An 18,625-nucleotide genomic window follows, 5' to 3' on the forward strand; every position below is an offset into this window, starting at 1 on the left:
AACAGGATGTCACGTGTAGGAAAACTACCAATCGAAATTCCATCTGACGTTACTCTAACAGTAGGTGAAGATAACACTGTAACTGTAAAAGGACCTAAAGGGGAACTTTCTCGTACATTCAATTCTGATATTAAAGTTGAATTGGAAGGAAACGTAGCAACAGTTACTCGCCCTTCTGATGCAAAAGAACACCGCGCGTTACACGGTACAACTCGTGCCCTAATCGCAAACATGGTTGAAGGTGTATCTAAAGGATTCCAAAGAAATCTTGAGCTAGTCGGTGTAGGTTACCGTGCTCAAAAACAAGGTACTAAGCTTGTACTTAACGTTGGTTACTCTCACCCAGTTGAGATCGAACCAGAACAAGGTATCGAGATCGAAGTACCGGCAAACACAAAGATATCTATTAAAGGTATCGATAAAGAACGTGTTGGAGCATTAGCTGCAAACATTCGTGCTGTACGCTCTCCTGAGCCTTACAAAGGAAAAGGTATTCGCTACGAAGGTGAATATGTTCGTCGTAAAGAAGGTAAAACAGGTAAATAATGCCGCGTAGGCAAAAGAAAGGAGTGACCGTAGGTGATTACTAAGCCAGATAAGAACAAAACACGTAAGAAGAGACATGCTCGTGTCCGTTCAAAAATTACTGGAACTGAAACTCGTCCTCGTTTGAACGTTTTCCGTTCTAACAAAAATATCTACGCTCAACTTATCGATGACGTGAACGGTGTTACTCTAGTAAGTGCATCTTCTCAAGATAAAGATTTCGATCTAGACTCAGCCGCTACTATCGATGCAGCAGCAAAAGTTGGAGAACTAGTTGCGAAACGTGCAGTAGATAAAGGAATGAAATCCGTGGTATTTGACCGTGGAGGATATTTATATCATGGCCGTATCAAGGCTTTAGCTGAAGCAGCTCGTGAAAACGGCTTAGAATTTTAATAAAAAAAGGAGGGACAATCCAGATGCGTCGTATTGATCCAAGTAAACTAGAATTTGAAGAACGCGTAGTTACAATCAATCGTGTTGCGAAAGTTGTTAAAGGTGGACGTCGTTTCCGTTTCGCTGCTCTTGTAGTAGTAGGCGACAAAAACGGTCACGTTGGTTTCGGAACTGGTAAAGCTCAGGAAGTACCTGATGCAATCCGTAAAGCGATTGAAGATGCGAAGAAAAATCTAATTGAAGTTCCTATGGTTGATGGTACTACACCTCACCTAGTAACTGGACGATTTGGTGCTGGTCAAATTCTGATCAAACCTGCTTCTGCGGGTACAGGAATTATCGCCGGTGGACCTGTTCGTGCCGTACTTGAATTAGCTGGTGTTCAAGATATCCTATCTAAATCTTTAGGATCTAACACTCCAATTAACATGGTTCGCGCTACTATCGAAGGTTTAAAACAATTAAAGCGTGCTGAAGACGTTGCAAAATTACGTGGTAAATCAGTAGAAGAGATATTAGGATAAGGGAGGGATAACGATGGCTAACAAACTAGAAATTACCCTCACTCGCAGTACAATTGGTCGTCCACAAGATCAACGTAAAACTGTTGAAGCTTTAGGACTTCGCAAATTGCATCAAACAGTTGAACAACAAGATAATGCTGCTATCCGCGGTATGATCAATAAAGTTGCTCACCTTGTAACGGTTACAGAAAAATAATCGATTTCTTTCGAAAAAAAGGAGGTGCCGACATGAAATTACATGAGTTAAAGCCTACAGAAGGTTCACGTAAGGTCCGCAATCGTGTAGGACGTGGTATTGGTTCAGGTAATGGAAAGACTTCTGGTAAAGGTCATAAAGGACAAAACGCTCGTTCAGGTGGCGGAACTCGTCCTGGCTTTGAGGGTGGTCAAACACCATTATTCCAACGTCTACCAAAACGTGGATTCACGAACATCAATCGTAAAGAATATGCAATCGTCAACCTTGACGCATTGAATCGCTTCGAAGATGGTACAGAAGTTACTCCAGCTCTACTAGTAGAAACTGGCGTAGTGAGTAACGAAAAAGCGGGAATTAAGATTCTTGGTAAAGGTTCAATCGAGAAAAAGCTTACAGTAAAAGCACAAAAATTCTCAACCACTGCTAAAGAAGCTATCGAAGCTGCTGGCGGTACATCCGAGGTGATCTAATGTTTCAAACTATCTCCAATTTTATGCGCGTGGGTGATATAAGAAATAAAATTATTTTCACCCTTCTAATGTTAATAGTCTTTCGTCTTGGTACCTTCATTCCGGTGCCAAACGTAGACGCTAATGTATTGAAAATGCAAGACCAGGCAGGAATTCTCGGATTCCTGAATACATTTGGTGGCGGTGCACTGCAAAACTTCTCCATCTTTGCGATGGGAATTATGCCTTACATTACTGCTTCTATCATCGTACAACTCCTGCAAATGGATGTTGTGCCGAAGTTTACAGAGTGGTCTAAGCAAGGTGAAGTCGGACGCCGAAAATTAGCTCAGTTCACACGTTATTTCACCATCGTTCTCGGATTCATCCAAGCTTTAGGTATGTCCTATGGCTTCAATAGAATATATGGTGGAATGCTTATCCAAAGCCCGGGAGTTAGTACGTACCTACTAATAGCGTTAGTTCTAACAGCTGGTACGGCTTTTCTTATGTGGTTGGGTGAACAAATCACGGCTAAAGGTGTAGGGAATGGTATTTCGATCCTGATCTTTGCAGGTATTGTTGCTGCTATCCCTAACACAGTAAACCAAATCTATGCTCAACAAATTGAAGGGGCAGGCGAACAGCTCTTCCTTCGAATTGTGGTTCTTGCACTTCTTGTTTTAGCAGTTATTGCAATCGTGGTTGGTGTCGTGTTTATTCAACAAGCACTTCGTAAGATTCCGATTCAATATGCAAAACGTTTAGTGGGGCGTAGTCCGGTTGGTGGACAATCAACACATCTACCGTTAAAGGTAAATGCTGCGGGTGTTATTCCAGTTATCTTTGCGATTTCTTTCATAATCACGCCACAGACCATTTCATCTTTCTTCGGAGAAAACGATGTGACAAGTACTATTCAGTACATCTTTGATTACACTAAACCAGTTGGTATGATCATCTATGTAGCTCTGATCGTTGCCTTTACGTATTTCTATGCTTTCATTCAAGTGAATCCAGAACAAATGGCTGAAAACTTGAAGAAGCAAGGTGGATATATCCCTGGTATTCGTCCAGGTAAAACCACACAAGAGTATCTCACTCGCGTTCTGTATCGTCTAACATTTGTTGGGGCAATCTTCTTAGCTGTCATCTCTATACTTCCTGTTTTCTTCATTAACTTTGCGGGATTACCTCCTGCAGCTCAAATCGGTGGAACAAGCTTACTCATCGTAGTAGGTGTTGCACTTGAGACAATGAAGCAACTGGAAGCACAGTTAGTGAAACGTCACTACAAAGGATTTATTAAATAAGAGGGTTTTCGGGAACATTTTGTTCCTGAAGCCATTTTATAGACAATTAGGGGGAGTTCGAGAGTGAATATAGTTCTTATGGGCTTACCAGGCGCAGGAAAAGGCACTCAAGCTGAAAAGATCGTAGATAAATATGGTATCCCCCATATCTCTACTGGCGATATGTTCCGTGCAGCTATTAAAGGCGGTACTGAACTAGGCTTGAAGGCTAAATCATTCATGGATAATGGCGATCTTGTTCCTGATGAAGTGACAATCGGTATCGTTCGTGAACGTTTAAGCAAAGAGGACTGTGAAAAAGGCTTCTTACTGGATGGGTTTCCAAGAACGGTTGCTCAGGCAGAAGCACTTGAAAACATCCTGGCTGATCTTGGTAAAAAAATGAATTATGTCATTAATATAAATGTAGATAAGGACATCCTGATGGAGCGCTTGACAGGTCGCAGGATCTGTAAAGAGTGCGGCGCTACTTATCATCTTGTCTTTAATCCGCCAACAGAAGAGGGCGTTTGTGATCGCTGCGGCGGTGAGTTATATCAACGCGCAGATGATAACGAAGAAACGGTTCAAAACCGTTTAGACGTAAACATCAAGCAAACTCAACCACTATTGGCTTACTACGAAGATAAAGGCTATCTGAAAAACATTGACGGTCAACAAGACATCCATAGAGTGTTTGATGACATTGATGAACTACTTGGAGGCCTTTCATAATGATCATTTCTAAAACTCCGAGGGAGATTGAGATTATGCGGCAAGCTGGAAAGATTGTGGCATTAACTCATGCGGAATTGCAAAAGCATATTTCTCCGGGAATATCGACGAAAGAATTGGATGCAATTGCTGAAAAATTCATTCGTAAACATGATGCAATTCCATCTTTTAAAGGGTATAATGGGTTTCGTGGCAGCATCTGTGCATCCGTCAACAATGAGTTGGTTCATGGAATTCCAGGCGATCGGGTATTGAAGGATGGCGATATTATCAGCATCGATATCGGTGCTAAGTATAACGGTTATCACGGTGACTCAGCTTGGACATATCCAGTTGGAACAATAGATGATGAAACCCAGAAGCTTCTGGATGTTACGGAAGAATCATTATTTCTGGGACTTAAGGAAGCTAAACCAGGCGAGCGTCTGTCGAATATCTCTCATAGTATACAAACATTTGTTGAGGCTAATGGCTTTTCTATCGTTCGAGAGTATGTGGGACACGGAGTTGGTCAAGACTTACATGAGGACCCGCAAATTCCTCATTATGGACCACCCAACAAAGGCCCTCGTTTAAAGCCTGGCATGGTACTGGCTATTGAACCTATGGTTAATGCAGGAAGTCGATATGTTAGAACGTTATCAGATAACTGGACAGTCGTCACAGTAGATGATAAAATGTGTGCGCACTTTGAACACACCATTGCAATTACTGAAGACGGCTATGAGATATTGACGAAAGCCTAAGTGAAGGTGATTGGATTGATCGAGTCAGATTCGACGATTCCGAGGATAGGCCAGATTGTTCAAACCCTTAAAGGGAGAGAAACAGGAAGCTACTCGGTCGTTGTTCAGCAATTGGATGAACGTTTTGTACTCATAGCAGATGGAGATCGAAGAAAGTTTGATCGCGCCAAGCGAAAGAACATCGCTCATCTTCACTTGTGTGACTATGTTTCTCCAGAAGTTCAAAACAGTATTATAGAAACAGGAAGAGTTACGAACGGTAAACTGCGTTATGCTGTTTCAAAGTTTGTTAACGAAGTTTTAAATGATGAGAAGAAGGGAGACATGTTCGATGGCTAAGGATGATGTAATTGAAGTTGAAGGTAAGGTCGCCGAGACTTTGCCCAATGCGATGTTTAAGGTAGAATTAGAAAATGGTCATACAGTACTGGCACATGTTTCAGGAAAGATCCGTATGCATTTCATTCGTATCCTACCTGGTGACAAGGTAACAGTAGAATTATCACCGTATGACTTAACTCGTGGTAGAATCACTTATCGTTATAAATAATCTATTGCACTCCGTACTATTAAGGAGGTTAGAATAAGATGAAAGTTAGACCATCTGTTAAGCCAATCTGCGAAAAATGTAAAGTTATTCGTAGAAAAGGTAAAGTCATGGTTATCTGTGAAAACCCTAAACACAAACAAAAACAAGGCTAATCTTAAAGGAGGTGCGCTATCACTATGGCACGTATTGCTGGTGTAGACATTCCACGTGACAAACGTGTTGTCATTTCATTAACATACATCTACGGTATTGGTAAAAATACTGCAGCGAAAATCTTATCTGAAGCTGGTGTATCTGAGGATACTCGCGTTCGCGATCTAACTGACGACGAACTAGGAAAGATTCGTGATATCGTTGATAAATTAAAAGTAGAAGGTGATCTTCGTCGTGAAGTATCACTAAACATCAAACGTCTTATGGAAATCGGTTCATACCGCGGTCTTCGTCACCGTCGTGGACTACCTGTTCGTGGACAACATACGAAGAACAATGCTCGTACACGTAAAGGTCCTCGTAAGACTGTAGCTAATAAGAAAAAATAATAGGTAAAGGAGGTTACTTCTTAGTATGGCACGTAAAACAAACACTCGTAAACGTCGTGTGAAAAAGAATATCGAAGCTGGTATTGCACACATTCGTTCTACATTCAATAACACAATCGTAACTATTACTGATGTTCACGGAAATGCTGTTGCTTGGTCAAGTGCAGGTTCACTAGGATTCAGAGGTTCTCGTAAATCCACTCCATTCGCAGCGCAAATGGCAGCTGAAACTGCAGCGAAAGCTTCTCAAGAACATGGTTTAAAAACTCTTGAAGTAACAGTTAAAGGTCCTGGTGCTGGTCGTGAAGCAGCTATCCGTGCTCTTCAAGCAGCAGGTCTAGAAGTTACTGCAATCAGAGACGTTACTCCAGTTCCTCATAATGGATGCCGTCCACCAAAACGTCGCCGCGTTTAATTTTTCTGTATAAATTTTGTATCGTTGTCTATAATGGGATATGATACAAGATACGTTCATTCAGAAAAGTAACCAGTTGTTGGTGCACAATAGGGAACGTAAACATGGGGAATTTCGGACTTTAACTTATTTAGCCCGGAGTTTCGACGTTTTGAAGGAGGGTAAATATTAATGATCGAAATTGAAAAGCCAAAAATTGAAACGGTTGAGATCAGCGATGATGCCACATATGGAAAGTTCGTCGTAGAACCACTTGAGCGTGGATATGGTACAACTTTGGGTAACTCCTTACGTCGTATCCTACTATCGTCACTCCCAGGTGCTGCTGTCACATCTATTCAAATAGATGGAGTACTGCATGAATTTTCAACAATTGAAGGCGTCGTAGAGGATGTCACATCCATCATTTTGAATATCAAGAAGTTAGCGTTAAAGATCTACTCTGATGAAGAAAAAACGCTAGAAATTGATGTACAGGGCGAAGGAGTTGTAACGGCTGCTGATATTACTCATGATAGTGATGTAGAAGTGCTGAATCCTGATTTACACATCGCAACATTATCTAAGAGTGGACACTTCCGTGTGCGTTTAAGCGCATCACGTGGACGTGGATACAGACCGGCAGACCAGAACAAACGTGAGGATCTTCCTATTGGCGTGATCCCAATCGATTCTATTTACACTCCAGTTTCACGCGTTAACTATCAAATAGAAAATACTCGTGTTGGTCAAATGACGAACTACGATAAACTTTCTCTTGATGTATGGACTGATGGAAGTATTGGACCAAAAGAAGCGATTTCTTTGGGTGCTAAGATTCTAACAGAACACTTAAATATTTTCGTTGGCCTTACAGATGAAGCGCAGAATGCTGAAATCATGGTAGAAAAAGAAGAAGACCAAAAAGAGAAAGTTCTTGAGATGACGATCGAAGAATTAGATCTTTCTGTTCGTTCTTATAACTGCCTGAAGCGTGCTGGAATCAATACTGTTCAAGAGCTTGCTAACAAGACAGAAGAAGATATGATGAAAGTGCGTAACTTAGGACGTAAATCACTTGAAGAGGTTAAAGTTAAACTTGAAGACCTTGGACTTGGCTTACGTAAAGACGACTGATAACATCTTCTTTCATATATAGATTCAACAAAGGAGGGAACCCTTAATGGCTTACAGAAAGTTAGGACGTACCAGTGCTCAACGTAAAGCAATGCTACGTGATTTAGCTACAGACCTAATCATTAACGAGCGCATCGAAACAACTGAAACTCGTGCGAAAGAGCTTCGTTCAGTTGTGGAAAAAATGATCACTCTAGGTAAACGTGGTGACATTCACGCGCGTCGTCAAGCTGGTGCATTCATTCGTAAAGAAGTTGCAAACGCTGAAAACAACCAAGATGCTCTACAAAAGTTATTCTCTGACATCGCTCCTCGTTACACAGAGCGTCAAGGCGGATATACTCGCATTATGAAGGTTGGTCCTCGCCGTGGTGACGGTGCTCCAATGGCAATCATCGAATTAGTTTAATAATTCGTGACTTCTAACATTAAGGGCAGGACAGTTAATCCTTAACTGCTTCTTTGCCCTTTTTGTATAAGTGCATGTTGATGAAAAGCAGAGCGTTACGATGAGCAGCTCCGGCTGACTCGTCTAGCTCGTGCACCCCTTCCAACTTCTATTTTCATAGAAGCTGTTCAATGGTTGAACAAGAAAAGTTCTCTTTTCTTTGGTCGGGGTGCAGGCTTTTTTTTATATGCAGAGATTTTTTAGCTGAGCTGAGTATGAAGAGCGTAGAGGAGGTTGCAAAAAATGAAAGAAATCATTCAAGTAGACGATGTACATTTCAGATACCCTGATCAGAATTCCTACGCCCTTAAAGGGATTAGCCTGACTGTCAATCAAGGTGAATGGTTAGCGATTGTCGGTCATAACGGATCCGGTAAATCGACTCTTGCCAAAATGTTGAATGGACTTCATTTTCCTGAAAAGGGAAAGATAACGGTGGACGGGATCGTTCTTGAAGAGAGCTCTATCTGGGACATCCGTTCAAAGCTGGGTATGGTCTTTCAGAATCCCGATAATCAATTTGTTGGTGCTACAGTAGAAGATGATGTGGCTTTTGGGTTAGAAAACCATGGAGTACCTTATGAATCGATGGTACAGCGAGTCAATGATGCTTTAAAAAGTGTCCATATGGAGGATTTTCTTAATCAAGAGCCGCACCATTTATCAGGTGGTCAAAAGCAGCGTGTAGCAATTGCCGGGGTCGTAGCCCTTCAGCCATCAATCATCATTTTAGATGAAGCGACATCGATGCTTGATCCCAAAGGAAGAAAAGAAGTTCTTGAAACAGTACGCAAGCTGAAAGAGGAAGAAAACCTGACGGTGATCTCCATTACCCACGACCTGGAAGAAGCGACAAAAGCCGATCGAATGATTGTATTAAATCAGGGGATGGTCTTTAAGGAAGGAACCCCGGAAGAAATTTTCTTATTAGAGGACGAGTTAATCAAGCTTGGCCTGGACTCTCCTTTCACAATAAAGCTTACCGGGGCTCTTAAAGAAGTGGGGATACCCTTGTCAAAAACATATTTTACAGAAGAAGAGTTGGTGAATGAATTATGCAAATCACATTTCAACAGGTAGAATACCGGTATTCATTCAACACTCCATTCGAAAAACTCGCCATTCAAGATATCGATCTTACCATCCCGACAGGTCAATTCCTTGCGGTGATCGGTCACACTGGTTCAGGGAAGTCAACACTCTTGCAGCATTTAAACGGACTGTTAAAGCCTACAGAGGGAGTTGTCCAAGTAGGGGAACATCAAATAAAAGCCAAACAAAAGGCGAAAAGTCTAAAGCCGGTCAGACAGAAGGTAGGCATCGTCTTTCAATTTCCTGAGCATCAGTTGTTTGAAGAAACAGTCCTTAAAGATATCTGTTACGGACCAATGAACTTTGGCGTATCAGAAGAAGAAGCGATAAAAAGAGCCAAGGAACTGATCGTAAAGGTTGGACTTTCAGAAGAAGTACTTAATAAATCCCCTTTTGATTTATCAGGGGGACAAATGAGACGTGTAGCCATTGCAGGTGTACTTGCTATGAACCCGGAGGTCATTGTACTCGATGAACCTACTGCGGGGCTCGATCCAAGGGGTCAACGTGAAATTATGGACATGTTCTATGACCTTCATAAGGAAAAAGGACTGACGACCATTCTCGTCACCCATAGCATGGAAGACGCTGCTCATTATGCAGAAGAGATTGTGATTATGCAGAAAGGCCGTCTTAAGAGAAAAGGAAGTCCTGAAGAGATATTCTCTTCGGCGGATGAACTGTTTGAGATGGGATTGGACGTGCCGGACGTCGTTCGTTTTCAATATCAATTTGAACACAAAACAGGGAAGAAGCTACCGAAGACCTGTTTAACGATAGAGGAATTAGCTTCAGCCATCCGCAAAGTCATGGACGGAGGTGAAGCCCTATGATGGAGAAAATGATCTTTGGCCGCTACGTACCTGCTAAATCCATCCTTCATCAGATGGATCCGAGGGCAAAACTATTATTTATCTTTGGATTTATTTGTGTCGTCTTTTTTGCAAATAATTTTGTTACGTATGCATTGCTCGGTCTTTTTACATTTAGCGCACTCATTCTTTCTAATCTTTCCTTGCGTTTTATTATCGGTGGATTGAAGCCTATCCTCTGGTTGATTCTTTTTACGTTCTTTTTACACGTGTTTTTCACCAAGGAAGGTCCCGTCATCCTGGACTTAGGCATATTATCTGTTCATGAAGAGGGGTTAAGGCAGGGGATATTCATTTCTTTACGATTCTTTTATCTGATTCTCGTCACGTCTTTATTAACGCTGACGACCTCCCCCATCACGATTACGGACGGACTCGAGACGCTATTGAACCCATTGAAAAAAGTGAAGTTTCCCGTTCATGAGCTGGCCCTTATGATGTCGATTTCCTTGAGGTTCATTCCGACCTTGATGGAGGAAACGGATAAAATCATGAAGGCCCAAATTGCAAGGGGTGCTGAGTTTTCTTCCGGTCCCATCAAAGATCGGATCCAAGCCATCATCCCTCTATTGATCCCACTCTTCGTCAGTGCTTTTAAAAGGGCTGAGGACCTGGCAACCGCCATGGAGGCAAGAGGGTATCAAGGTGGAGAGGGCAGGACAAAATACCGCCTGTTATCCTGGCACAAGAAGGATACGGGGGCATTAGTGGTACTGGCCCTTCTAACAGTTGTATTGATTATTTTTAGAGGATAACGGGAGTGTCGTGTATGCAGAGAGTGAAGTGTACCATCGCTTATGATGGCACCTATTTTCATGGTTATCAGGTACAACCCAATCAGCGAACCGTCCAGGGGCTCATAGAAGATATTCTGTCCACTATCCATAAAGGGGAAAGAATCCGGATCAGTGGGTCTGGGCGGACCGACGCTGGTGTTCATGCGAACGGGCAGGTTTTTCATTTTGATACACCTTTATCCATCCCTGAAGAGAAATGGCCGGTCGTGCTGAACACACGCTTACCGGATGAAGTTACCGTTAAAGAAGCTGAGTTTGTTCCAACTGAATTCCACTCAAGGTTCTCTGTCCTACAAAAGGAATATCGATACCGTGTTTATACGGGAGAATCGAGAAGTCCGTTTAACCGTCACTTTTCCCTTCATTATCCGCATGATCTTTCAGTGACGGATATGGAACAAGCTGCCCGGCATCTGATCGGGGAGCATGACTTCACGAGCTTTTGTTCTGCTAAGACAGAAGTGGAAGACAAAGTAAGAACCATTCACCATATTGACATTCAAGAGCATGAAGAAGAATTCATTTTTTCCTTTGTGGGAAATGGATTTTTGTACAATATGGTAAGGATATTGGTTGGTACCTTATTAGAAGTAGGCTCAGGGGATTTACTGGTAGAGGAGATCCCTGAAATACTGGAAGCACGGGATCGCAATAGGGCAGGGAAGACAGCGCCACCTCATGGGTTATATCTGTGGAAGGTTGATTATGATCTTACTGTGAAGTAGTATTGTATCTTACTTTCAAAAAAAATTCTAAAACAACTAATCCTGGTGTAACATTCTCTTGACAATAGACTGGGAACAAGATAATATAGCATATGGTATGTTATTAACCCCACGATAAGCCCCGGAAACTTATTGTGATTAGAAAATAAATACTACGGATTCATTAAATAGGAGGTTAAATCATGCGTACAACGTATATGGCAAAAGCCAACGAAATCGATCGTAAATGGTTCGTTGTAGATGCTGAAGGCAAAACTCTAGGACGTTTAGCTAGTGAAGTTGCTTCTATTCTACGCGGAAAACACAAACCAACATTCACACCACATGTAGACACTGGTGATCATGTTATCATTCTTAATGCTTCAAAAATTGAACTAACTGGTAAAAAGTTAACGGATAAGATTTACTACCGTCACACTAATCACCCAGGTGGTTTAAAGCAACGTACAGCATTAGAAATGCGTACAAACTACTCAGAGAAAATGTTAGAGCTTACTATCAAAGGTATGCTTCCAAAAGGTTCTCTAGGTCGTCAAATGTTCAAGAAATTACATGTGTATGCTGGAGCAGAGCATAAGCATCAAGCACAACAACCTGAAGTTTACGAACTTCGTGGATAATTAATAAGAGGAGGTTATTATCTTGGCTCAAGTTCAATATTACGGAACTGGTCGTCGTAAGAGCTCAGTAGCTCGTGTACGTTTAGTACCAGGTAACGGAAACATTGTTATCAATGATCGTGAAGTAGAAGTTTATATCCCATTCGCAGCACTAAGAGAAGTAATTAAGCAACCACTAGTTGCAACTGAAACTCTTGGTAACTATGACGTTTTAGTAAACGTTCATGGTGGAGGCTATGCTGGTCAAGCTGGTGCGATCCGTCACGGAATCGCTCGTGCTTTACTACAAGCAGACCCTGAGTACCGTGGAACTCTAAAACGCGCTGGATTATTAACTCGTGACTCTCGTATGAAAGAGCGTAAAAAATACGGTCTTAAAGGTGCACGTCGCGCGCCACAATTCTCTAAGCGTTAATTATTATTTCAAACAAAAGCTCAACCGATTCATTCGGTTGGGCTTTTTTTGTTATGTGAGAGAGGGACGGACCTTCTGTTTTACATAAAAAACGGAGGTCCGTCCCTCAAAAAAATTGGTAACAGTTACTCGAATGAAGTGGTGTGTTAAGTAGGAAAATACGTTCAAAGGGGTGGATGATCTTTGAACGTTATTACAACTTTCAATACAAAGAGAAGAGAAAAGCAAATTAAGACGGAAAGAACATTGCTGAAAGAGATTTCGATTAAAATGCTTCAGGAGAGTGTCCGAAAGCATTTTGGATATATAAAGGTTCAAGGCGGAGTATTTATGCAGCAGGGTTTTGATGAGGCATGCTTTGATGTGGCCATCGAAGCCTATCTGCTCGGTGGAAAGGTCAGCAAGTTTGGTTATACCGGTGAGCCCACAGACCTCGTGAAAAAGCGGTGCGAGGAAGAATTAAAACACTTTATTGATACACTTTATAATTTCTGGTTGTATTGGTCAGAGATGGGCGTCTCTAATCAAGTGGATGAATCCTTCTATTACTGCTGCGAGCACTTTGTGGAAACATGGTGGGCAGAAGGGTATGAAAAGGGGATCAAGCGTCATAAACTGCGTTTGAATTAATCATTTCAGTTCTAAAAATCATTCTCGTCCCATATTTTTTAGTAAGGACAGCGGAGCTTTACTCCGGGTTGAAACTGAAATGGGAGGACTGGAATGATTCAGAAACTAAAGGTAATCGGGATGATTTCTGCACTGGCTATATTATTATTCATTATTCAATATAAGATTCTGGACAAGGATACGTGGGATTCCTGGAATCTCCCCTTATCAGGTAAAATCATCTATATAGATCCCGGACATGGCGGTCCGGACGGTGGGGCTGGTGATCAGGATGCCCTGGAAAAGGACATCGCTTTAAATGTTTCTCTGATGGTAAGGGATTATCTCCAGGAACAAGGGGCTCTCGTAATACTGACACGTGAAAAAGATGAAGATCTTGCCGATGAAGGAACCAAAGGATACAGCCGCCGGAAAGTGGAAGATCTGAAGAAGAGGCTAAGTTTAATCAATGAATCTGAAGCCGACTTATTTTTAAGCATCCATCTAAACTCCATTCCATCTGCTAAGTGGAGTGGTGCACAAACATTCTATAACCCAAAGTATAAAGAAAATAAAGCCCTTGCAAAAGCCATTCAGGGAGAGCTTATTCGTAATTTAGAAAACACCACACGTGAAGCGAAGGGCATTCAGAATGTATATATATTAAAACACGCCAAAAAGTCGGGAGCCTTAGTGGAAATCGGGTTCTTATCCAATCCAGGTGAGCGGGCTAACTTACTTAAAGAAGACTACCAGCAAAAAATCGCTGCCTCTGTATACCAGGGTGTTCTCAATTATTTAACAATGGAAGAAGAAGATAAAGAAAAAGCTGATGAGGAATAACCTCTCAGCTTTTATTTTTGGCTAATCTCGAAAAGCCTGTTGGTGTAATACAGAAGGGCTGTTTGACCGGTGTCAGTGAGTGGGTAGAGAATAGCCTTTAAGGAAACATGCTCCGAAAGTTGATTGGAGCGGAAGGATGCTCGACTCCTGCGGGAAAAGCTGGACAGGTGAGACCCCGGAGCCAAAGGCGAGGAGGCTCACCGCCAGCCCCGCGGAAAGCGAGCATCCTGGAGCGGAAATCAACTACTGCTTTCTTATCTAAGGAAGAATCAAACGTTACGAACAGAGCTTTTTTCATTATTCAACAAAAGCATTCACAACCTTTTGATCATTCATTCAACTAAGAATATGTTATACTGAAAGCAGATAGATTGAAAACGAATACATAGAAAAGGGTGGTTATTCATGTTAACTGAACAACAGACACGCGAACTTTTATTTGGATTAAAAGATCCTTTTTTAAATAAAACGTTACAAGAAACAAACGGTATCTCAGAAATTTCAATCAAGGAAGAAAAGAAGCATGTAAGCGTGAAGATCGCCATTGCCAAGACAGGTACTGGTGAACAAATGCAATTCCAACAAAAGATCGTACAAGTCTTAAAGGATAACGGAGCGGATTCTGTCGGAATCCGGTTCACGGAGCTTCCACAGGAAGAGCTTGAAAAGCATAGAGGATCCGGCGGACAGGGAACGGATTTATTATCACCTGGAAGTAAAACAACGTTTATTGCGATTGCCAGCGGAAAAGGCGGAGTAGGAAAGTCAACGGTTTCTGTTAACTTAGCTGTGTCCTTGGCCCGTCAAGGCAAAAAAGTCGGGCTCGTGGATGCGGATATTTACGGTTTCAGTGTGCCGGATATGATGGGAATCGTGAAAAGACCAGTCGTTCGGGGAGAGAGAATTATTCCAGTAGAACGTTTTGGAGTAAAAGTCATTTCCATGGGCTTCTTTGTTGAAGACAATGCTCCCGTTATTTGGAGAGGTCCTATGCTAGGGAAAATGCTGAATAACTTCTTCTCAGAAGTAGAGTGGGGAGAACTGGACTATTTACTGCTGGACCTGCCGCCTGGAACAGGAGACGTTGCCCTTGATCTTCACACGATGCTTCCACATTGTAAGGAGATCATCGTCACGACACCGCATCCAACAGCAGCATTCGTAGCGGCTCGAGCAGGTGCCATGGCCCTGCAAACTGACCATGACATTATTGGTGTGGTTGAAAACATGTCCTATTTCGAAAGTAAATTAACAGGCGAAAAAGAATTCGTATTCGGTCAAGGTGGGGGAGAGAAGCTAACGGAAGAACTCCGTACCGACTTATTAGGCAAGCTTCCACTTCAACAGCCTGACTGGAACGAAGAGGATTTTGCTCCTTCCATTTACGCAGAGGACCATCGTTTAGGGCAGATCTATGGTGACATCGCTCATAAAGTGATTGAAAAACTATCTTAGTTAGACGAAAAAAGGACAAATGCGTGGGAATCCCCACGCATTTGTCCTTTTTAGAATTATTGGCTACCGCCACCGCCACTGCCAGAACCTCCTGAATCACCAGATCCGCCTTCTTCACCACCTCCTGAAGAAGACTCGCTGCCACCGCCGCTTTTACCGCCATCTTTCATTTCGCCGGCAGCCTTCAATAAAACATCCTGCATCTTAGCCTTAAACAGAGGGCTTTCAAATGTTTCCGTAATGACTTTTTGCAGATGTTCCCTATATTCCTGGCTTTTTAATGCTTCAGTCAGTTCCTTCTTGAATTCAGGGTCCTTTAACAGATCCATCATCATTCCTTGATACTCGGGATCCTTCATGAGGTCTTTGAGCAACTTTTCATTTCCATCCTTCATGCTTTTTGCCATCGCTTCGGCAAACTTAGGGTCTTCGAAGGATTTCTTCCAGAATTCAGTACCTTTTTCAGAGGTTAACGTCTTCGAGATGGTATCCGTCACAACCCCTTGGTCCATAATAAGCTCTGATTTCATTTTTTCATCAGACATGACTTCTTCAATCGCTTTTTTACCATCATCGGTCTTTAATATATCGACAACCATTTTCTTGGTTTCTTCATAATCCATTTTGCCACTGCCTGTATCTCCTCCACCGCCACAAGCGGATAGAAGAAGAATCGACAGTAGAAAAAGAAAGGAATATCTTTTCATGGGTAGGCTCCTTCCATACAAATTCCCTTACCCTTAATATGAGAAATAACGAAAAAAATATGCACAAGAAAAACTGGAACCTGGATTTTTTAAGTATGCGTTGGTACAATCAAATGAGTGTATATTTTTTTATTTGGAGGAAAATAGAAGTGACCATCCGCAATTGGATTCGTTTTTTTATTCATACGTTAGTGATCGGAGGAGCTGTGACTGCCACCGCCGCACTTCTCATTAGATGGGATCAGTTCGGACCATACGTTCAAGACGGAAACGTGATTGGCATATTATCAAGTCTGCTTTGGTTTATATTTGTAGGTTTCACATTTAGTGTAATCAGTCAGATGGGGTATTTCGCTTATTTAACCATCCATCAATTCGGGATGGGAATGTTTAAGAGCTTATGGAATCCCGTTCAAGTGGTGCTGATTGCCCTTGTCCTGTTTGATTTAATCTATTTCCGATTCAGAGCTTTCGCTGAGGAAGGCGAGTCGTATACGCCTTATATTTTTCTGGGGATCGGAATCCTGGTCGTTGGATTAATCGTAGCTTATATGAAAAATCAGCAATCAGAAGCCAAGACGAACACATTTGTGTCTGCCTTATTCTTTATGATTGTTGTAACGACACTGGAGTGGCTGCCAGTTTTACTGGTGAACTCCGTGAAATGGCTGTATCTTATGCTGCTGGCTTTACTGGCATGTAATGCATTCCAGCTTCTGCGTCTTCCTAAATATATCGAGAAGTCCCAAATGGAAAGGCAACGTAAGGAGCCAACCAACAGTTAAACAAATAAAAGCCCGCTGGTGAGATCCCTTCATCAGCGGGCTTTTATTACTGTATGAGGGAAGACTCGGCATCCCCATTTGAGATCATGTCTGAAACCGTAATGAAGTTCCCTTTTCCTTTCAACTCTTTCACGATGGTCGGCAAAGCGGATTTCGTTTGTTTAGCTGAATCCGATGCGTGAAGGAGAATGATGTCCCCTTTTTTGGCTTTCTTCACATTATTGATGATTTCATCTACACCAGGATTCGTCCAATCTTTAGAGTCTACACTCCAGTGAACCACGGTAAGTCCAAGAGAGTCGGCTACCTTTAATGTTTCTTTATTAAAGTGACCGGTTGGCACGCGTAATAACTTCACATCTTTTACATTCAGCTTCTTAAAAACGGTATCTGCCTTTAAAATGTCCTGCTTGATCTTATTTGGTTCCATATCCGTATAATCGGAATAGGCATAGCCAAGATTTCCGATTTCATATCCCTGCTTCACAATTTGCTCCACTAAATCAGGGTGTCTCTCCGCCCAGGCACCTGAAAGAAAGAAGGTAGCGGACTGGACATTCATTTTTTTTAATTCTTCAAGGATCGGCCCCGCTTTTTCATCTCCCCAACCAATATTGAATGTAATCGCGACTCCTTTTTCCCCCTTGTAGATCGCTTTCGGTCCATCCTTCGTACTAAAAACAGAAAGAGTCGAAAGGGTACTGCTATATACAAACAAGGCAGTAAAAAATGAAATCACGATAATCAGACTGATTTGCTTTAACTTCTTAGCATTAACTGTGTGAAACGTATTCAATATTTCATCCCTCCGTTCAACCGTCTATCTCTACTAAAGATATGCATGTCCCCAGAAAAAATATCTATCTTATAAAAAAATGATTATAAATTTCTTTTAATGGAAAAAACTACAAATACAAACATTAAGGGGTGACATACTTGCTGGGGTTAATGATTAATGACAGAGAGAAACAAGAAATAGAGTATTTGTTAAAAAGAGAGATGGATGAAATACTGTTTGATCTAAAAGATTCTCGAATTGATCATATCGTTAAGAGAGCAATGGAAGAACGGTACAAAATCTTATTTTCACTCTTTAAAAGGTTTGCCAGTCATAAGGAATGTCTAAAGTATATGAAGACGGCAGCGAATAAGAAAGAGACATATTGATGAAAATCAGCTTCCGTAGGTATCCGAACGGGAGCTTTACTATTTATGCCCTATTAGTGAACAGTGGGCGCGGCTTACTGAATTAAATGGTGGGAGTGTAAAAGAGGTAATGTGTTTGAAATATTTTTTAAAAAAGTTCATGAAATGTATTGACCCCACCCGAAAATCTTGGTATATTAATAAACGTCGCTGAAACGAAATGAATTATTTAGAAGAAACACCAATAATTAATTCGAAAAAACAGTTGACATCACACGATGATGTGTGATAAATTAATAAAGTCGCTCCAAACGGACGTGACACACATTGAACCTTGAAAACTGAACAAAACAAGACAATACGTCAACGTTAATTCTAGATTTATTTTTAAAGAGCTATTCAAACTTTTATCGGAGAGTTTGATCCTGGCTCAGGACGAACGCTGGCGGCGTGCCTAATACATGCAAGTCGAGCGGATTGATGGGAGCTTGCTCCCATCAATCAGCGGCGGACGGGTGAGTAACACGTGGGTAACCTGCCTGTAAGACTGGGATAACTCCGGGAAACCGGGGCTAATACCGGATAACTCATTTCCTCGCAT

General features: G+C 41.8%; 28 protein-coding genes and 1 rRNA gene. 27 read left to right on the plus strand and 2 right to left on the minus strand.

Annotated features, from left to right (window positions below):
- Positions 1 to 6 precede the first annotated feature (6 nt).
- The 24 genes from rplF to FZC88_RS23010 all read left to right on the plus strand — a co-directional run bounded on the left by rplF (position 7) and on the right by FZC88_RS23010 (position 15,386).
- Entirely contained in the window at positions 7 to 546 is a 540-nt protein-coding gene (rplF, locus tag FZC88_RS22895) for a 50S ribosomal protein L6 (RefSeq protein WP_148971243.1), read from the plus strand.
- Positions 547 to 579: 33 nt separating this feature from the next.
- On the plus strand, positions 580 to 942 hold the full coding sequence (rplR, locus tag FZC88_RS22900; protein ID WP_113970895.1) for a 50S ribosomal protein L18: 363 nt from the start codon (positions 580 to 582) through the stop codon (positions 940 to 942).
- A 23-nt stretch (positions 943 to 965) separates the two neighbouring features.
- Entirely contained in the window at positions 966 to 1,466 is a 501-nt protein-coding gene (rpsE, locus tag FZC88_RS22905; RefSeq protein WP_113970896.1) for a 30S ribosomal protein S5, read from the plus strand.
- Between the two features lie 13 nt (positions 1,467 to 1,479).
- Positions 1,480 to 1,662 (plus strand): 50S ribosomal protein L30, encoded by a 183-nt coding sequence (gene rpmD, locus FZC88_RS22910; protein WP_148996559.1) that lies wholly within the window; start codon positions 1,480 to 1,482, stop codon positions 1,660 to 1,662.
- Positions 1,663 to 1,694: 32 nt separating this feature from the next.
- On the plus strand, positions 1,695 to 2,135 hold the full coding sequence (rplO, locus tag FZC88_RS22915; RefSeq protein WP_113970897.1) for a 50S ribosomal protein L15: 441 nt from the start codon (positions 1,695 to 1,697) through the stop codon (positions 2,133 to 2,135).
- Positions 2,135 to 3,427, plus strand: a complete 1,293-nt coding sequence (secY, locus tag FZC88_RS22920) for a preprotein translocase subunit SecY (RefSeq protein WP_113970898.1) — start codon at positions 2,135 to 2,137, stop codon at positions 3,425 to 3,427. The genes rplO and secY overlap by 1 nt, the downstream gene beginning before the upstream one ends.
- 63 nt (positions 3,428 to 3,490) lie before the next feature.
- Entirely contained in the window at positions 3,491 to 4,141 is a 651-nt protein-coding gene (locus tag FZC88_RS22925) for an adenylate kinase (RefSeq protein ID WP_113970899.1), read from the plus strand.
- Positions 4,141 to 4,887 (plus strand): type I methionyl aminopeptidase, encoded by a 747-nt coding sequence (gene map, locus FZC88_RS22930; protein WP_148971245.1) that lies wholly within the window; start codon positions 4,141 to 4,143, stop codon positions 4,885 to 4,887. The genes FZC88_RS22925 and map overlap by 1 nt, the downstream gene beginning before the upstream one ends.
- Positions 4,888 to 4,902: 15 nt before the next feature.
- The gene (locus tag FZC88_RS22935; protein ID WP_148971246.1) at positions 4,903 to 5,226 is read left to right on the plus strand and encodes a KOW domain-containing RNA-binding protein; all 324 of its coding nucleotides are present in this window, start codon (positions 4,903 to 4,905) and stop codon (positions 5,224 to 5,226) included.
- Complete coding sequence (infA, locus tag FZC88_RS22940; protein WP_034765945.1) at positions 5,219 to 5,437, plus strand: translation initiation factor IF-1; 219 nt, start codon at positions 5,219 to 5,221, stop codon at positions 5,435 to 5,437. Before FZC88_RS22935 ends, infA begins: the two co-directional genes overlap by 8 nt.
- 38 nt (positions 5,438 to 5,475) lie before the next feature.
- Positions 5,476 to 5,589 carry a 50S ribosomal protein L36 gene (gene rpmJ, locus FZC88_RS22945; RefSeq protein WP_003156543.1) on the plus strand — a complete coding sequence of 38 codons (114 nt, stop codon included), beginning with the start codon at positions 5,476 to 5,478 and terminating at the stop codon, positions 5,587 to 5,589.
- Positions 5,590 to 5,613: 24 nt separating this feature from the next.
- Positions 5,614 to 5,979: a 30S ribosomal protein S13 gene (rpsM, locus tag FZC88_RS22950; RefSeq protein WP_034765943.1), complete on the plus strand. Its 366-nt coding sequence runs from the start codon at positions 5,614 to 5,616 to the stop codon at positions 5,977 to 5,979.
- Between the two features lie 25 nt (positions 5,980 to 6,004).
- Positions 6,005 to 6,394: a 30S ribosomal protein S11 gene (gene rpsK / locus FZC88_RS22955; RefSeq protein ID WP_032085294.1), complete on the plus strand. Its 390-nt coding sequence runs from the start codon at positions 6,005 to 6,007 to the stop codon at positions 6,392 to 6,394.
- Positions 6,395 to 6,565: 171 nt separating this feature from the next.
- Positions 6,566 to 7,510 carry a DNA-directed RNA polymerase subunit alpha gene (locus FZC88_RS22960; RefSeq protein WP_034765941.1) on the plus strand — a complete coding sequence of 315 codons (945 nt, stop codon included), beginning with the start codon at positions 6,566 to 6,568 and terminating at the stop codon, positions 7,508 to 7,510.
- A 46-nt stretch (positions 7,511 to 7,556) separates the two neighbouring features.
- The gene (gene rplQ / locus FZC88_RS22965; protein WP_034765940.1) at positions 7,557 to 7,919 is read left to right on the plus strand and encodes a 50S ribosomal protein L17; all 363 of its coding nucleotides are present in this window, start codon (positions 7,557 to 7,559) and stop codon (positions 7,917 to 7,919) included.
- A 282-nt stretch (positions 7,920 to 8,201) separates the two neighbouring features.
- Positions 8,202 to 9,038, plus strand: a complete 837-nt coding sequence (locus FZC88_RS22970; protein WP_148996560.1) for an energy-coupling factor ABC transporter ATP-binding protein — start codon at positions 8,202 to 8,204, stop codon at positions 9,036 to 9,038.
- The gene (locus FZC88_RS22975; RefSeq protein WP_148971248.1) at positions 9,014 to 9,883 is read left to right on the plus strand and encodes an energy-coupling factor ABC transporter ATP-binding protein; all 870 of its coding nucleotides are present in this window, start codon (positions 9,014 to 9,016) and stop codon (positions 9,881 to 9,883) included. The genes FZC88_RS22970 and FZC88_RS22975 overlap by 25 nt, the downstream gene beginning before the upstream one ends.
- On the plus strand, positions 9,880 to 10,677 hold the full coding sequence (locus FZC88_RS22980; RefSeq protein ID WP_148996561.1) for an energy-coupling factor transporter transmembrane component T family protein: 798 nt from the start codon (positions 9,880 to 9,882) through the stop codon (positions 10,675 to 10,677). Before FZC88_RS22975 ends, FZC88_RS22980 begins: the two co-directional genes overlap by 4 nt.
- Before the next feature lie 14 nt (positions 10,678 to 10,691).
- Positions 10,692 to 11,444 carry a tRNA pseudouridine(38-40) synthase TruA gene (gene truA, locus FZC88_RS22985; RefSeq protein WP_148996562.1) on the plus strand — a complete coding sequence of 251 codons (753 nt, stop codon included), beginning with the start codon at positions 10,692 to 10,694 and terminating at the stop codon, positions 11,442 to 11,444.
- A 182-nt stretch (positions 11,445 to 11,626) separates the two neighbouring features.
- Positions 11,627 to 12,064, plus strand: coding sequence for a 50S ribosomal protein L13 (rplM, locus tag FZC88_RS22990; RefSeq protein ID WP_113970906.1), 438 nt, complete (start codon positions 11,627 to 11,629; stop codon positions 12,062 to 12,064).
- A gap of 22 nt (positions 12,065 to 12,086) precedes the next feature.
- On the plus strand, positions 12,087 to 12,479 hold the full coding sequence (gene rpsI / locus FZC88_RS22995) for a 30S ribosomal protein S9 (RefSeq protein ID WP_148971251.1): 393 nt from the start codon (positions 12,087 to 12,089) through the stop codon (positions 12,477 to 12,479).
- A gap of 183 nt (positions 12,480 to 12,662) precedes the next feature.
- Complete coding sequence (locus FZC88_RS23000; protein ID WP_148996563.1) at positions 12,663 to 13,109, plus strand: DUF2521 family protein; 447 nt, start codon at positions 12,663 to 12,665, stop codon at positions 13,107 to 13,109.
- A gap of 93 nt (positions 13,110 to 13,202) precedes the next feature.
- Positions 13,203 to 13,931 carry an N-acetylmuramoyl-L-alanine amidase CwlD gene (gene cwlD, locus FZC88_RS23005; protein ID WP_148996564.1) on the plus strand — a complete coding sequence of 243 codons (729 nt, stop codon included), beginning with the start codon at positions 13,203 to 13,205 and terminating at the stop codon, positions 13,929 to 13,931.
- A 405-nt stretch (positions 13,932 to 14,336) separates the two neighbouring features.
- Positions 14,337 to 15,386, plus strand: a complete 1,050-nt coding sequence (locus FZC88_RS23010; protein WP_148996565.1) for a P-loop NTPase — start codon at positions 14,337 to 14,339, stop codon at positions 15,384 to 15,386.
- A 56-nt stretch (positions 15,387 to 15,442) separates the two neighbouring features.
- On the opposite strand, the gene gerD is transcribed toward FZC88_RS23010, so the two are convergent.
- On the minus strand, positions 15,443 to 16,093 hold the full coding sequence (gerD, locus tag FZC88_RS23015) for a spore germination lipoprotein GerD (RefSeq protein WP_148996566.1): 651 nt from the start codon (positions 16,091 to 16,093) through the stop codon (positions 15,443 to 15,445).
- A 149-nt stretch (positions 16,094 to 16,242) separates the two neighbouring features.
- On the opposite strand from gerD, the gene FZC88_RS23020 reads away from it, so the two are divergent.
- Positions 16,243 to 16,878 carry a KinB-signaling pathway activation protein gene (locus tag FZC88_RS23020; RefSeq protein ID WP_148996567.1) on the plus strand — a complete coding sequence of 212 codons (636 nt, stop codon included), beginning with the start codon at positions 16,243 to 16,245 and terminating at the stop codon, positions 16,876 to 16,878.
- A gap of 46 nt (positions 16,879 to 16,924) precedes the next feature.
- Here the strand turns inward: FZC88_RS23020 and pdaB are convergent, their stop codons facing one another.
- Positions 16,925 to 17,674 carry a polysaccharide deacetylase family sporulation protein PdaB gene (gene pdaB, locus FZC88_RS23025; RefSeq protein WP_148971257.1) on the minus strand — a complete coding sequence of 250 codons (750 nt, stop codon included), beginning with the start codon at positions 17,672 to 17,674 and terminating at the stop codon, positions 16,925 to 16,927.
- Positions 17,675 to 17,814: 140 nt separating this feature from the next.
- Between pdaB and FZC88_RS23030 the strand changes: the two genes are divergently transcribed.
- A complete protein-coding gene (locus FZC88_RS23030; protein WP_148996568.1) occupies positions 17,815 to 18,045 on the plus strand; it encodes a hypothetical protein in 231 nt (76 codons plus the stop codon).
- A 386-nt stretch (positions 18,046 to 18,431) separates the two neighbouring features.
- A 16S ribosomal RNA gene (locus FZC88_RS23035) occupies positions 18,432 to 18,625 on the plus strand; the annotation flags it as partial.

This window comes from Rossellomorea aquimaris (genome assembly GCF_008180865.1).
GTDB classification, from domain to species: Bacteria; Bacillota; Bacilli; order Bacillales; family Bacillaceae_B; genus Rossellomorea; species Rossellomorea yichunensis.